This window comes from Tsukamurella sp. DT100, assembly GCF_049844855.1.
Lineage (GTDB): Bacteria > Actinomycetota > Actinomycetes > Mycobacteriales > Mycobacteriaceae > Tsukamurella.
In genome coordinates this window covers 668,836-682,886 of the sequence record NZ_JBNCLV010000002.1, presented here as the reverse complement: position 1 = coordinate 682,886, position 14,051 = coordinate 668,836, and the positions used below count along the sequence as shown (strand labels likewise).

Genomic DNA, 14,051 nt, shown 5'->3' with positions numbered 1-14,051 from the left:
CCCCATCGCCCGCGCGCAGGTAGATTTCATGAGGTGAGCCCCGTCGAACCTCCCGCGCACGTCCTGTCCACCTTCGGCCTGGACGAGACCGAGCCGATCGCACTCGGCGCCGAGTGGGACGGCGGTTGGCGCTGCGGCGAAGTGGTGCTCTCGCTCATCGCCGACCACGCCCGCGCCGCGTGGTCGGCGCAGGTGCGCGAGGACCTGTACGTCGAGGGCATGCGCCTGGCCCGGCCCTTCCGTGCCACCGACGGCCGGTACGTGGTCTCGAGCTGGCGGGCCGACACGTTCATCGCGGGTTCGGCCGAGCCGCGCTTCGACGAGATCATCTCCATGGCGAACCGCCTGCACGAGGTGACGGCGAAGCTCGAGCGGCCGCGCTTCCTCGCCTCGCCCACCGTGGCACCGTTCACGGACGTCGACTACTTCGGCTTCGCCGACCGCGCCGCGTGGGAGGACAAGCCGCTCGCCATGGCCCGCAAGCTCGGCGCCCTGGACGAGACGGTGGAGCACCGGCAGCGCGCCGTCGAGCTGGTGATGGAGCTTGCCGCGCTGCGCACGCCGGTGCAGGAGGCGCCGCAGCTGGTCCACGGCGACCTCGCCAGTTCTGTGCTCTTCGCGGGCGCCGCCGCGCCGGGCATCACCGACTTCACGCCGTACTGGCGCCCGCCCACGTGGGCCGCGGCGGTCGTCGCCGTCGACGGGCTCTCGTGGGGCGGCGCCGACGACGGCCTCCTCATGCGCTGGGCCGATCTGCCCGAGTGGCCGCAGATGGTGCTGCGCGCCCTCATCTTCCGGCTCGCGGTGCACGCCGTGCACCCGCGCTCGGAGGCCGAGGCGCTGCCCGGCCTCGAGCACATCGTCGAGATCGGCCGGTGGCTGCTCTGATCGGTGCCTCGGCGGAGCGGCGGATCCTCGTCGCCCACGGCACCCGTTCGGCGTCCGGCATCGCCACGGCCCACGCGATCGCCGACGCCGTCGCCGCGCGCACCGGCCCGGTCGACGTCGCCTTCGTCGACGTGCGGGGCCCGTCACCGTCGGACCTGCTGCGCGAGTCGGACCGCCCGACGGTGCTCGTGCCCGCCTTCCTCGCCGTCGGCTACCACGTGCGCACCGACGTGCCCCGGCACGTCGCGACGAGCGGGCACCCAGCGGCCACCGTCGCACCGGCGCTGGGCCCGGACCGCGCGCTGGTCGGGGCGCTGCTGCGCCGGCTCCGCGAGGCCGGGTGGCGGCCCGGCGACACCGTCGTGCTCGGCGCCACCGGCTCGTCGGACCCGCACGCGCGCGCCGATGTGCGCACGATGGCCGGGTACCTCGGCGAGGCCGTGGGCGGTGCGGTCCCGGTCGGCTACCTCGCCGCCGGCAGCCCGACGGTGGCCGACGCGGTCGCGGCCGCGCGGGCTCCGGGGCGGCGGATCTTCCTCGCCGCCTACCAGCTGGCGGAGGGCCTGTTCCACGACCGGCTCGCGGAGGCGGGCGCCGACGGGGTGGCCGCGCCGCTGGGCACCGCGCCCGAGGTGATCGACCTGCTCGTGGAGAGATTCGCTCAGAGCCGGTAGTCGCGCAGGGGGATCCGGTCGCCGTCGGCGAGCACGCCCTCGGCGCGCAGTCGCTCCAATTGCTCCGTCGCGATGTGTGCCGCGGGCCGGCCGCTGGCCGGTACCACCCGGTGCCACGGCAGGTCGGAGGCGTCGGTGCGCATCACCCAGCCCACGATCCGCGGCGAGCTCAGGTCCAGTTCCCCGGCGATGTCGCCGTAGGTGCGCACCCGGCCGGGCGGGATCGCCTCGATCAGCGCCCGCACCGCCTCGACCTGCTCCTCGGTGACCTTCGCCATCGGCCTATCCGATCAGGCGGCGCGCGTACTCGCCGACGGTCGCCGGGATCTCCTGCGCCACCATGTGGTCCGACGGCACCGCGATCACCTCGACGCCGCCCGGCATCGCCGCCAGCTGCTCGTCGGTGACGAAGTGGGCGCGCTCGGCGCGCAGCAGCACCGTCGGGATCGACGACGGTGCGCCGACGGCCGGGCGGGCCAGCTCGCCCCACAGCGCGGCCACTGCGGCGCAGCTGATGTCCCACTCCCAGCGGCCGGAGTCGCGGCGCACCAGGTGCTCGGCGATCTCGTCGTCGATCACCGGCTCGGGCACCTGCGCCCAGGCGCCGGACCGCTTCTCCTGCTTCGCCTCCTCGGGCGAGGTGAAGTCGAAGAACTCGATGGTCTGCGCGGCGATCGTGCCGCACATCTCGGGGTCGAGCTCCTGCGCCGGGTCGACGAGCAGGAGGGCGCGCACCAGGTCGGGCCGGGAGGCGGCCAGCCGGCAGGCGAGCGCGCCGCCGAGGGAGTGCCCGATCACCGTGACGGGTCCGCCGCCGTTGCACTCGATGACCTCGGCCAGGTCGGCCACGTGCTGCTCCAGGTGCCAGGGCGGCGCCCACGTCGAGCGGGCGTGGCCGCGCAGGTCCGGGGCCAACACGCGCACGTCCGGAAGCTCGTCGTCCGCGAACCGGCGCCAGCGCGCACCGTGGCCGGTGACGCCGTGGATCGCGAGCACGGTGGGCGCGCCCGGCGCGTCCGGGCCGTAGACGTGGGTGTTGAGCATGCCCTCGATCATGCCCTGTGCGGTGCCGCCGCGAAGCTGTCGGTGGGCTGTGATGTGATCGACGGACGCGGTCGGAGAGGGGGTGCGCGTGAACGCCGGAACCGGGAATCGAGGGACCGACGGTGCGGGGAAGCACCGTCGGCCGCGCCTGCGGCTGCAGTACACGCCCCCGGAGCCCCCCACCGTCCGCGAGTGGGGCGGCACGATCGCCGCGCTCGCGTCGCCCGCCACCGGCGAGCTGCCCCTGGACGTGGGCGGCTGGGCGCCGTACCGGATCCGCGGCGGGCCGGGCACGGGCAAGACGTCGGCGCTGGTCGACATCGCGGTGGCGAAGCTCACCGACCCGTTCGTCGAGCCCGAGTCCGTGCTGCTCCTCACCGGCAACAAGCGGGCCGCCGGCGCGCTGCGGCGCGAACTCTCCGCCCGGGTACTCGCGGGCAACGAGGGCGTGCACGCGTCGGGCGAGCCGCTGGTGCGCACCGTGCACTCGCTCGCCTTCGCGGTACTGCGGCTGCAGGCGTCCAGCACCGGCAGCCCGCCGCCCCGCCTCATCACCGGCTCGGAGCAGGACGCGGTGGTGCGGGAGCTGCTGCGCGGCAACGTGGACGACGGCGGCGCCTTCTGGCCGGAGCGGCTGCGGCCCGCGCTCGTCACCCACGGCTTCGCGGGCGCGCTCCGCGACCTGTTCGCGCAGGCCGCGCAGCGCGGCGCCGGCCCGGACGAGATCGAGGACCTCGCGCGGCGGTACAACCGCGGGGAGTGGCTCGCTGCGGCGAACGCGCTGCGCGAGTACCAGGAGACCACGCTGCTGCGCGGCTCCGTCGGCCTCGCCGGCCCGCAGGCCGTCGCCCCCGCGGTGGACGCGGCCGAGCTCATCGACGCCGCCGTCACCGCGCTCGCCTCCGACGATGCGCTGCTGGCCCAGCAGCGCGAGCGCATCCGGTTCCTACTGGTCGACGACGCGCACAACCTCGACCCCCTGGCGTCGGCGCTGATCCGGCTGCTCGGCACGGGTACGGAACTCACCGTGATCGCGGGCGATCCCGACCAGGCGGTCAACTCCTTCCGCGGCGCCAGCACCCGCTTCCTGCAGAACCTCGACGTCACGCCCGAGCGGGACGTCCTCCTCGAGCGGAGCTTCCGCTTCGGGGACGAGGTCGCGGGCGCCGTGAACCGCATCTCCGCGCGGCTGCCGAACCGCTTCGGGGCGGTCGCACCCGAGCGGCCGAGGCCCGGCACCGCGTCCGTCCGGCTGTTCTCCACCCCCGCGAAGGAGGCCGACGCGATCGCCGCGATGCTGCGGCGCGAGCACGTCCTGGGCGGGGTCCCGTGGGAGGACATGGCCGTCGTCGTGCGGTCCGTCTCGGCGTCGATCGCGCCGCTGCGCCGCGCGCTGGCCTACGCCGGCGTGCCGGTCACCGTGCCCGCCGACGACGTGCCGCTCGCGCGGCAGCGCGCCGTGCACGCACTCCTGCTCGTGCTGCGCGCTGCGGTCGCGCCCGAGGGGCTCGATCCGGCGGAGGCCGTCACCCTGCTGTCGGGCCCCGTGGGCGGCGGCGACCCGCTCACCCTGCGCCGCGTCCGGCGCGCGGTGCGCCGCGCCGACCCGGCGGAGGATCGCGGCTCCGCCGAGATCCTCACCGCGGTGCTCACCGGCGCAGCCGAGTTCGCGCCGTACAAGGCCGTGCTCACCGAGCTCGAGGCGGAGCCGGTGGAGCGCGTGCTCGCCGCGGTCCGGGCCGCCGGCGCCGCAGCCGAGCACGGCACGGTCGAGGAGGTGCTGTGGGCGGCGTGGGCGGCCACCGGCCTCGCGGCCCGGTGGGGCGCGCTCGCCCTGCGCGGCGGCACCCTCGGCGGGCAGGCCGACCGCGACCTCGACGCGGTGATGGGGCTGTTCGACTCCGCCGCCGACTTCACCGACACCCTGCCCACGGCGTCGGTGAGTGCCTTCGTCGAATACCTGGAGCAGCTGCAGATCCCGCGGTCCGACCGCGCCCGCGGGCGCAGCGGGCAGGCCACCGTCCCCGGCGTCACGCTGCTGTCGGCGCACAGCACCGTCGGGCGCGAGTGGGAGGTCGTCGCCGTGGCGGGCGTGCAGGAGGGTCGCTGGCCCAACCTGCGGCGCCGTGGCGGACTGCTCGGCACCGACGAGCTGCTGGACGCGCTCGACGGGATGGATCCGGCGGCGCTGCCCACGGTCTCGCGGTCGCTGCCGCTGCTCGCGGAGGAGCGGCGGCTGCTGCTCGTGGCCTGCTCGCGGGCCCGGCGCACGCTGCTCATCACGGCCGTCGACACCGCCGACGGCGACGGCGACCTGGTGCCCTCGCGGTTCCTGCAGGGCATCGCGCCGTCGGCGGGAGACGACCCGGAGACCTACACGCCGGCGGTGGAGAGCGCACCGTCGGCCTCGCTGGACCTGCGCACCCTCGTGGCCGTGCTGCGCACCGCCGCCTGCGATCCCGCGCGCGAACCCGAGGAGCGCGCCCACGCGGCGCGACAGCTCGCCCGGCTCGCGGCCGACCGCGTCCCCGGAGCGCACCCGGACAGCTGGTACGGCGTGGCCGGCGCCAGCACCGACGATCCGCTGTGGTCGCCGGAGGACGGGCCGGTGGCGCTATCCCCGTCGAACGTGGAGTCCCTCTCGGCGTGCGCGCTGCGCTGGATGCTGGAGCGCTTCGGCGGCAGCGACGGCGACTCCGCCAAACAGGCCACGGGCAACCTGGTGCACACGCTGGTGCAGGCGGTGGCGGGCCGGATCCCCAAGGATGAGGTGACCCGCTCGCTGGAGAAGGTCTGGGACCGCGTGGATCTGGAGGCCGACTGGTTCGCGCAGCGAGAGCTGGCGCGCACCGAGGAGATGCTGGAGTCCTTCCGGTCCTGGCTCGCGGGCAGCCGCGGCGAGCTCACCGAGGCGGGCGTGGAGATCGGCGTCGACGCGGTGATCGAGGGCGCGGGGGAGGATCCCGACGTGCGGATCCGCGGCCGGATCGACCGGCTCGAGCGCGACCCGCTCGGGCGGGCCGTCGTGGTGGACGTCAAGACCGGCCGCACCTTGCCCACGCAGGCCGAGGGACAGGCCCAGGCGCAGCTGCGCACCTACCAGGTGGCCCTCGCGCACGGCGGGATCGGCGGCGTCCCGGAGACCCCGGGCGGCGGCAAGCTGGTGTACGTCGCGAAGGCGCACAACAAGACCGGCGCCACCGTCCGCGAGCAGGACGCGCTCACTCCGGCCGACGTGGACGAGTGGCTCGGCGTGATCCGCGAGGCGGCGCGCCGCACCCGCGGGCCGCAGTTCCCCGCAACGCTGAACGCGTCGTGCCAGTACTGCGCGGTCGCGTCGTGCTGCCCGGTGGTGGACAAGGGGAGGAGCGTCGTCGATGACTGAAGGATTCCCGCACGCGCCGCTGATCTCGGCGGTCGACCTGGCGCACGAGCTGGGCCAGGCCTTCGCGCCCACGGAGGAGCAGCGCGCCGTCATCGAGGCGCCCCTCGGGCCGTGCCTCGTCGTCGCCGGCGCGGGCGCGGGCAAGACGGAGACGATGGCCGGCCGCGTGGTGTGGCTCATCGCCAACCGCTACGTCACGCCCGACCAGGTACTCGGCCTCACCTTCACCCGGAAGGCCGCGCAGCAGCTGATGATCCGCGTGCGCAAGCGGCTCGCACGCCTCGCCGGGGCGCCCGTCGTCGACCGGATCGACCCGTCGGGGGAGCTGCGGGCGTCGCTGCGCACCGTCGAGCCCGAGATCAGCACGTACCACGCCTACGCGGGGCGACTGCTCGGCGACTACGGCATGCTGCTGCCGGTCGAGCCGTCGGTGCGCCTCGTCTCCGAGACCGAGCGGTGGCAGATCGCGTACGACGTGGTCACCGGCTGGGACGAGGCGCTGGAGCTGGACCGGAACCCCGCGAACCTCACGGAGTGGGTGCTCGGGCTCTCCGGGGCGCTCGCCGACCACCTCGTCACGCCCGACCAGCTCGAGGCCGACGACGACGAGCTGGAGCGCCTGATCGGGCTGCTGCCGCCCGGGCCGCGGCAGCGGGCCGCGCCGAACGCGGCGCTGCTCAAGGCCGCCGAGGTGCAGGAGCAGCGGCGCCGGCTGATCCCGTTGGTGCGGGCCGTCGCCGCGGAGATGCGGGCCCGCGAGGTGCTCGACTTCGGCAGCCAGATGGGGCTCGCCGCGCAGCTCGCGCTCGCCAACCCCGACGTCGCGGGCCTCGAGCGGGCGAGGTTCGGCGCCGTCCTGCTCGACGAGTATCAGGACACCGGGCACGCGCAGCGCATGCTGCTGGCGTCCCTGTTCGGCGGACCGTCGGGCGCCGCGGCCGTGACCGCCGTGGGCGATCCGATCCAGTCGATCTACGGCTGGCGCGGCGCGTCGGCCGCGAACCTGCCCCGCTTCGCCACGGACTTCCCGCAGGCCGACGGCACCCCCGCCCCGCGCCGCGAGCTGCTCACCAGCTGGCGCAATCCGACCGGCGCGCTGGACCTCGCCAACGCCGTCTCCGAGGACCTGCGCAGCCGGGGCGTCCCTGTCTCCGAGCTGAAGGCCCGGCCGGACGCGCCCGAGGGTGACCTGCGGATCTCCCTGCACTCCACCGTGATCGACGAGCGCGACTGGGCCGCCGATGCGATCGCCGAGCAATGGCGCGGCCGCATCGAGGCGGGGCAGGAGCCGCCGACGGTGGCGGTGCTCGTCCGTCGCAACGCCGACTCCGCGGGGATCGCCGCCGCTCTCGGCGAGCGCGGCGTGCCCGTCGAGGTCGTGGGCCTCGGCGGGCTGCTGAGCACGCCCGAGGTGCAGGACGTGGTCGCGCTGCTCCGGCTCGCCGTCGAACCGCTCGCCGGCACCGCCGCGATGCGGCTGCTCACCGGCCCGCGGTGGCAGCTCGGCGCCGCCGACCTGCGGGCCCTGTGGAACCGCGCCCGCCGGATCGCGCACACCACCGGCCGCGCGGCCGCGGGCGCCGTCGCCACGGCCGAGCAGCTCGACGCCGCCCTCGACGCCACGCTGCCCTCGGAGAGCCTCGACGCCGCGGGCCTGGGCGACGCGATCGCCGACCCGGGGCCGGACGCCGACTACTCGGCCGCGGGTCTGGCGAAGATCCGCTCGCTCGACCGCGAGGTGCGGCACGTCCGGGAACGCCTGGGGCACCCGCTGCCCGAGGTCGTGGCCGAGGCCGAGCGCGTGCTGGGCGTGAGCATCGAGACCCGTATCCGCGCGTCCCGGCAGCTCGGCGGCCGCGCGACCGGTCGCGAGCACCTCGACGCCTTCGCCGACGTGGTCGTCTCCTACGCCGAACGGCCCACCGCCACCTTGCCGGGCCTGCTCGCCTTCCTCGCCGCCGCCGAGAAGGTGGAGGGCGGCCTCACCCCGGGCGACGTGGAGGTCGCCACCGACCGGGTGCAGGTGCTCACGGTGCACTCGGCCAAGGGCCTCGAGTGGGACGTGGTGGCGGTGCCGCACCTGTCGGAGGGCATCTTCCCGTCGAACCGGGCGCTGCCCACCTGGCTCTCGACGCCCGCCGAGCTGCAGCCGAACCTGCGCGGCGACCTCGCCGAGCCCGGCGAGACCGACGGCGTGCCCCGCCTCGACCTCGACGGCTGCGACAACCGCAAGGACCTCGAGGACGCCCTCGACGCGCACCGCAAGGCGCTCAAGGGCATGAACATGCACGAGGACGAGCGCCTGTTCTACGTCGCCGTCACGCGCACCCAGTCGGTGCTCCTGCTCTCCGGGCACTACTGGAGCGAGGACGTGAAGACGCCGAAGGCACCGTCGCGCTTCCTCGTCGCGGCGCGCGACCACGCCCCGGAGGCCGTCACCGAGTGGGCCGCCGAACCCCTCGAGGACGCGCCCAATCCGCTGGAGACCGAGCCGATCCGGCTGCTCTGGCCGCGTGACTTCCTCGGCGCCCACCGCGCCGACGTGGACGCCGGCGCGGAGCTGGTGCTCGCCGAGCTCGGCCGCGGCACCGACGAGCCCGATCCGGACGAGGCCGACCCGTACGGCTGGGCCGCCGAGGTCACCGCCCTCCTCGCCGAGCGCGCCCGGCAGGCGCAGCTGGAACTGGAGGTCGCTGTGCCCCGGGAGGTCTCGGTGAGCCAGCTGGTGGAGCTGCGGCGCAGCCCGGCGACGTTCGCGAGCCGCCTGCGCCGGCCCGTGCCGTTCAAGCCGAACCCGTACGCGCGGCGCGGCACCGCCTTCCACGCCTGGCTGGAGCGCCGGTACGGGGCGTCGCGGCTGCTCGACCTCGACGAGCTGCCCGGCGCGGCCGACGGCGACGCCGGCGCCGACGAGAACCTCGCGCTGCTGCAGCGGCGGTTCGAGGAGAGCGAGTGGGCGGCGCGCACCCCCGTCGACATCGAGGTGCCCTTCGAGATCGCCGCCGCGGGCACCGTCGTCCGTGGGCGGATGGACGCCGTCTTCCGCGATCCGGGCGGCGGCTTCACCGTCGTCGACTGGAAGACGGGCGTGCGGCCCACCGAGCCCGCCGACGAACGCGCCGCCGCCGTGCAGCTCGCCGCGTACCGGCTGGCGTGGGCCCGGCTGCGCGACGTGCCCGTCGACGACGTGCGGGCGGCCTTCTTCTACGTGCGCTCCGGGGAGACGGTGGCACCGTCGGACCTGATCGAGCACCAGGGCCTCGCGGACTTGATCACGAGCGCGGGGGAGGGCTAGGCGGGTTCGCCCTTGTCGCGGGCGATCTTCACGGCGGAGACGACCATCGGCAGCTGCAGCGGCAGCCGGGCGTACGCGCCCAGCTTGAGCGGCAGCGGCTTGTCGGACCACTGCTGCGCCATGTGCACGTTGGCGGGGAAGACCGCGGCGAACAGGGCGGCCACGGCGACGCCGCCGAGCCGGCGGGTCCTGGGGGCGGCCAGCAGAGCGGCGGTGGTCAGCTCCGCGACGCCCGAGAGCTGCGTCGCGCGGCGGGGCGTCAGCCCCAGCGGAAGATTCGGCGGCACGATCGAATCGAAGGGCTTCGGCGCGACGAAGTGCAGGGCGCCCATCCCGGCGAGGGACAGGGCCATTCCGCGGGCGAGCTTGTCGGTGCGACGGGCGGGGCCGTGTGTGGACAGCATCTGAAGATTGTGGCAGATTGCTCGTCGGTTCCGCCGGACGTGCTAGACCGGACGGGTAACGACCAGCAATTCTCGCGAGGAATCGTCCAGGTAGGTATGTCCGCACGCACCACGTTCCGCAGACGGAGTAAGTCCGAGCTGACGGATCTCCCCGACCATGCGCTGGTCAGTGTCCTCCGCATCCCCGCGGGCGACTCCACCAACCCGTGGCGCGCCATCGGCGCCAGGATCCTCGTCGCGCTCGGCGCCCTGTTCCTCGCCGTGATCGTGGTCTACCTCGAACGCGACGGTTACCGGGACGCCGCGATCGAGGGCAAGTACAGCGACGAGACGCAGCTCAGCTTCCTCGACTGCCTCTACTACGCCACCGTCTCCCTCTCGACCACGGGCTACGGCGACATCACCCCGGTCACCCAATCCGCGCGCCTGATCAACGTCCTGCTGATCACCCCGCTGCGCATTCTCTTCCTCATCGTCTTGGTCGGAACCACGCTCCAGGTGCTCACGGAGCGGTCCCGCCAGGCGTTCAAGATCCAACGTTGGAGGTCAGCGGTGCACAACCACACGATCGTCGTGGGCTACGGCACGAAGGGCCGCACGGCGGTGAGCGCGATGATCAACGACGGCATCGAGCCCGGCAAGATCGTCGTCGTCGACACCGATCAGGCCGCGCTCGAGGTCGCGGAGATCGATGGACTGGTCACCGTCCGCGGCGACGCCACGAAGGCCGACGTACTCCGGCTCGCCGGCGCGCCGCGCGCCGCGTCGATCATCATCGGCGCGAATCGCGACGACGCCGCGGTGATGGTCACGCTGACCGCCCGCGAGCTCGCCCCGCGCGCGAAGATCGTCGCGTCGATCCGCGAGTCCGAGAACACCCACCTGCTGCGCCAGTCGGGCGCGGACTCGGTGGTCGTCTCCTCGGAGACGGCGGGTCGCCTGCTCGGCATGGCGACCACCACCCCGTCGGTGGTGGAGATGATCGAGGACCTGCTCTCGCCCGGCGACGGCTTCAACATCGCCGAGCGCGAGGTGACCCGCGTCGAGGTGGGCCGCTCGCCGCGGCACCTGCCGAACATCGTGTTGGGCGTGGTCCGCAAGGGCAACCTGTATCGCGTCGACTCGCCCGCCGTCTCGGTCGTCGAGGCCGGCGACCGGCTGCTGTTCGTCCGCAACGCCGACGTGAAGGCCTCCGGCTAGCTCCGCAGCAGTGCGATGACCGGCGCCATCGCCTCGAGGTTGTGGTCGATCACCGTGACATAGCCGATGCCGAGCCGCTCGCGGAGCTCCCGCAGGCGGTCCGCCATCGCGGCCGGTGAGCCGACGAGCACGCTGATGTGGTCCTCGGGTGCGTCCTCGTTCCACGTCACGCGCGGGGTGAGTCCCTCCGGCCGGCCGGTGCCGGTCGGCAGGAGGGCCTGGATCACCGTGTTGATCTCGACAGTGCCGGCGCGCTCGCCCAGCAGGCCGTTCAGCCGCGCGATCCGACTCGCCGCCTCGGCCTCCGTGGTCAGCCGCAGGCGGCCCGCGTCGTCCGTGCGTGCGCCCGACAGCCCGACGACGTCGGCGTGCCGCGCGGCCACGCCCAGCAGCCGGTCGCCCCACCCGGCGATGAACAGCGGCGGCCCGCCGGGTCGCGCCGGGCGCGGCGTCTGCTTCTCGTCCGCGAAGGCGGCGCGCAGCGCGGCCGCCGTGGCGTCCAGCAGGTCGCGCGCTCGCGCGCCGTGGGGAAGGGGATGCCGGCCCGCTCGAACTCGGCGGCGGCGTAGCCCGCGCCGAGCCCGAGCTCCACCCGTCCGTCGGTGAGCAGGTCGACGGTGGCGGCGTCGCGCGCGAGGAGTGCGGGGCTGTAGAAGGGCGCGTTGAGCACGAAGGTGTTGAGGCGAACCCGCTCCGTCGCCTCCGCCGCGAGCATCATCGCGGGGAAGGGCGCGAGCATGCCGAGGTGGTCGGGGACGCCGATCACGTCGAAGCCGAGCCCCTCCGCGCGGCGGCACCGCTCCACCCAACTCGCGCGCGACGTCGCGGCGCCGAGCGCCACGCCGAACCGGAAGTCCTGGACCATGCGGCTCAGTCAACCAGCCGAATCCCCGGAGGCGACGGATCCCGTAGTTTTAAACCTTCAGGTACAGAACTGCTACGGTGTGCACATGCCCCGCCCGATGACGTTCGACCCGGATGCCGCGACCGACGCTGCGATGCAGGTGTTCTGGCGCCAGGGATACGCGGGCGCGACGCCCGCGACCCTCGAGGCCGCGATGGGGATCGGCCGCAGCAGCCTCTACAACTCCTTCGGCAGCAAACAGCAGCTGTACCTGCGTGCCCTCGACCACTACGTCCGCGAGGAGTCGCGGCAGGTGGTCGACATCCTCGCGGCGCAGGGCCCGGTCCTGCCCCGGTTGCGCGCCGTCATCGACCACGTCGTCGCGCTCTCGCTGCGCGATGCGGAACACCGCGGATGCCTCGTCACGAACGCCGCGATCGACCGCGCGCGCGACGACGACGCCGTGCGCGCGCTCCTGCAGCGCGTCGTGGACGAGCAGACCGCGGCGTTCGCCGACGCGATCGAAGCCGGCAGGCGCACGGGGGAGATCGCGGCCGGCGTCGACGCCGCCGCGACGGCGGGCCTCCTCGTTGCGGCCCTCAACGGGATCCGGGTGCTCGCCCGGATCGATCCGTCCGAGGAGCGCCTCGCGGCGCTCGCGGACGCCGCGCTGCGCGGGCTCGCCCCCGACGCGCCCTGAATCCGCCCGACCCGAACCGACGACACGAAGGACGAAACATGGACCTGCAGCTCACGGGGAAGACCGCGGTGGTCACCGGCGCCAGCAAGGGGATCGGGCTCGAGACCGCGCGGCTCCTCGCGCAGGAGGGGGCGATCGTCCACGGCGTCGCCCGCACCGTCCCCGAGCCCGTGCCGGGCGTGACCTTCCTGGCGCGCGACCTCACCGACCCGTCCGCCGCGGCCGGCCTGGCGGAGGCCGTGGGCCCGGTCGACATCCTGATCAACAACGTCGGCGCCGCGCTCCCGGCCAGCATGCACGCGGAGGGTTTCCTCGGGATCGACGATGCGACCTGGCTCGGCACGTTCGAGCTCAACCTGTTCGCCACCGTGCGCGTCACCCGCGCCCTGCTGCCGTCCCTGCTGGACCGCCGGGGCGTGATCGTCAATGTCTCGTCGATCGGCGCCCGCGCCCCGTACCAACCGGTCGACTACGGTGCGGCGAAGGCGGCTCTCACGAATCTGAGCAAGGCGCTCGCGGAGGAGTTCGGCCCCGTCGGGCTCCGCTCCCTGACGGTCTCGCCCGGGCCGACGCGCACCGCCAACTGGGGCGATCCGCATGGCTACGCGGCGCACCTCGCCGCGCAGGCGGGCGTCCCCCTCGACGACTTCCTCGCCGGCGTGCCCGACGCGATGTCCATCGTGCTCGGCAGGCTCAGCGAGCCGGAGGAGACCGCGGCTCTGATCACCTACCTCGCCTCGCCGCGCGCGGCGAACCTCACCGGCGCCGACGTCGTCGCCGACGGCGGCACGCTCAAGGCGGTGTAGCGCGTCAGTCGCCCGTCGCGGCGGGCCGGTCGGTGGCCGCGTACTGCGACCACGAGCCGGGGTAGAGGCGGCCGCCGGGGAAGCCCGCGTGCTCCGAGGTGAGCAGGTCGTGGCACGCCGTGACGCCGGAGCCGCAGTAGGCGATGAAGTCCGCGCCCGGCCGCAGGCCGGCCTCCTCGAACCTCGCTCGGAGGGTCGCGCGGGGGAGCAGCGCACCGTCGGACACGTTCTCCCGGCACGGCACGCTGACCGCGCCGGGGATGTGGCCCGCGCGCGGGTCGACGGTCTCGTTCTCGCCGCGGAACCGGTCCGCGGGGCGCGCGTCGATCACGGGGATCGCGCCGCCGGCCGCCTCGTCGATCGACGCCAGCCGGTCCGCGGGCCACGGTCGCGGGGTGAAGCGCGCTGGCGCGGGCTCGACGGTGTCGGTGTCGTCGAGGGGGCCGAGCGGACCGTCGAGCAGCGCGGCGGATTCGCCGAGCGCCCGCAGCAGCCACACGAGGCGCGCGGCCATGACGCCGCCCGCGTCGTCGTAGGCGACCACCGTCGCACCGTCGCCGATGCCCGCGGCGGAGAGCCCGGCGGCGAAGGCCTCGGGGGTGGGCAGCGGGTGCCGGCCCTCGGCGGACGACGGGGGAGCGGCGAGGTAGCCGTCGAGGTCGACGAACACCGCGCCCGGCAGATGGCCGGCGTCGTAGGCCTCGCGGGTGGAGCGCCCGTCGAGGTAGCAGCGGGTGTCGGCCAGGATCACGCCGGGGTTGGCCCGCACCCACGCGGCGTCCACGAACGGTTCGATCATGCGGTCAGCCTA

13 protein-coding genes are annotated in these 14,051 nt (G+C 74.6%); 7 read left to right on the top strand and 6 right to left on the bottom strand.

Going from position 1 to position 14,051, the window contains the following annotated elements:
- Positions 1-33 precede the first annotated feature (33 nt).
- Complete coding sequence (locus ACLQ3K_RS06985) at positions 34-888, top strand: TIGR02569 family protein (RefSeq protein ID WP_224647918.1); 855 nt, start codon at positions 34-36, stop codon at positions 886-888.
- Entirely contained in the window at positions 876-1,562 is a 687-nt protein-coding gene (locus ACLQ3K_RS06980; protein WP_425998083.1) for a sirohydrochlorin chelatase, read from the top strand. The genes ACLQ3K_RS06985 and ACLQ3K_RS06980 overlap by 13 nt, the downstream gene beginning before the upstream one ends.
- On the opposite strand, the gene ACLQ3K_RS06975 is transcribed toward ACLQ3K_RS06980, so the two are convergent.
- Together ACLQ3K_RS06975 and ACLQ3K_RS06970 are read right to left on the bottom strand one after the other, a co-directional pair.
- Positions 1,550-1,840 (bottom strand): MGMT family protein, encoded by a 291-nt coding sequence (locus ACLQ3K_RS06975; protein ID WP_224647920.1) that lies wholly within the window; start codon positions 1,838-1,840, stop codon positions 1,550-1,552. The two genes, ACLQ3K_RS06980 and ACLQ3K_RS06975, sit on opposite strands and share 13 nt — an antisense overlap.
- A gap of 4 nt (positions 1,841-1,844) precedes the next feature.
- Positions 1,845-2,606: an alpha/beta hydrolase gene (locus ACLQ3K_RS06970; RefSeq protein ID WP_425998081.1), complete on the bottom strand. Its 762-nt coding sequence runs from the start codon at positions 2,604-2,606 to the stop codon at positions 1,845-1,847.
- Positions 2,607-2,694: 88 nt separating this feature from the next.
- On the opposite strand from ACLQ3K_RS06970, the gene ACLQ3K_RS06965 reads away from it, so the two are divergent.
- Positions 2,695-5,991 carry an ATP-dependent helicase gene (locus tag ACLQ3K_RS06965; RefSeq protein ID WP_425998079.1) on the top strand — a complete coding sequence of 1,099 codons (3,297 nt, stop codon included), beginning with the start codon at positions 2,695-2,697 and terminating at the stop codon, positions 5,989-5,991.
- A complete protein-coding gene (locus ACLQ3K_RS06960; protein WP_425998077.1) occupies positions 5,984-9,286 on the top strand; it encodes an ATP-dependent DNA helicase in 3,303 nt (1,100 codons plus the stop codon). Before ACLQ3K_RS06965 ends, ACLQ3K_RS06960 begins: the two co-directional genes overlap by 8 nt.
- Here ACLQ3K_RS06960 and ACLQ3K_RS06955 read toward each other — a convergent pair.
- Complete coding sequence (locus tag ACLQ3K_RS06955) at positions 9,283-9,690, bottom strand: DoxX family protein (protein WP_425998075.1); 408 nt, start codon at positions 9,688-9,690, stop codon at positions 9,283-9,285. The genes ACLQ3K_RS06960 and ACLQ3K_RS06955 overlap by 4 nt on opposite strands.
- A 96-nt stretch (positions 9,691-9,786) precedes the next feature.
- Between ACLQ3K_RS06955 and ACLQ3K_RS06950 the strand changes: the two genes are divergently transcribed.
- Positions 9,787-10,890 carry a potassium channel family protein gene (locus ACLQ3K_RS06950; RefSeq protein ID WP_224647925.1) on the top strand — a complete coding sequence of 368 codons (1,104 nt, stop codon included), beginning with the start codon at positions 9,787-9,789 and terminating at the stop codon, positions 10,888-10,890.
- Here the strand turns inward: ACLQ3K_RS06950 and ACLQ3K_RS06945 are convergent.
- Positions 10,887-11,273 (bottom strand): hypothetical protein, encoded by a 387-nt coding sequence (locus ACLQ3K_RS06945; protein ID WP_425998072.1) that lies wholly within the window; start codon positions 11,271-11,273, stop codon positions 10,887-10,889. The two genes, ACLQ3K_RS06950 and ACLQ3K_RS06945, sit on opposite strands and share 4 nt — an antisense overlap.
- The gene (locus tag ACLQ3K_RS06940) at positions 11,201-11,755 is read right to left on the bottom strand and encodes an LLM class flavin-dependent oxidoreductase (protein ID WP_425998070.1); all 555 of its coding nucleotides are present in this window, start codon (positions 11,753-11,755) and stop codon (positions 11,201-11,203) included. Before ACLQ3K_RS06940 ends, ACLQ3K_RS06945 begins: the two co-directional genes overlap by 73 nt.
- Before the next feature lie 85 nt (positions 11,756-11,840).
- Here ACLQ3K_RS06940 and ACLQ3K_RS06935 point away from each other — a divergent pair, with 85 nt between their 5' ends.
- Both ACLQ3K_RS06935 and ACLQ3K_RS06930 read left to right on the top strand, forming a co-directional pair.
- Positions 11,841-12,434 carry a TetR/AcrR family transcriptional regulator gene (locus ACLQ3K_RS06935; protein WP_425998068.1) on the top strand — a complete coding sequence of 198 codons (594 nt, stop codon included), beginning with the start codon at positions 11,841-11,843 and terminating at the stop codon, positions 12,432-12,434.
- Positions 12,435-12,472: 38 nt separating this feature from the next.
- Positions 12,473-13,240: an SDR family oxidoreductase gene (locus tag ACLQ3K_RS06930; protein WP_425998066.1), complete on the top strand. Its 768-nt coding sequence runs from the start codon at positions 12,473-12,475 to the stop codon at positions 13,238-13,240.
- A 4-nt stretch (positions 13,241-13,244) separates the two neighbouring features.
- Here ACLQ3K_RS06930 and ACLQ3K_RS06925 read toward each other — a convergent pair whose 3' ends face one another.
- Positions 13,245-14,039, bottom strand: coding sequence for a sulfurtransferase (locus ACLQ3K_RS06925; RefSeq protein ID WP_425998064.1), 795 nt, complete (start codon positions 14,037-14,039; stop codon positions 13,245-13,247).
- Positions 14,040-14,051 lie beyond the last annotated feature (12 nt).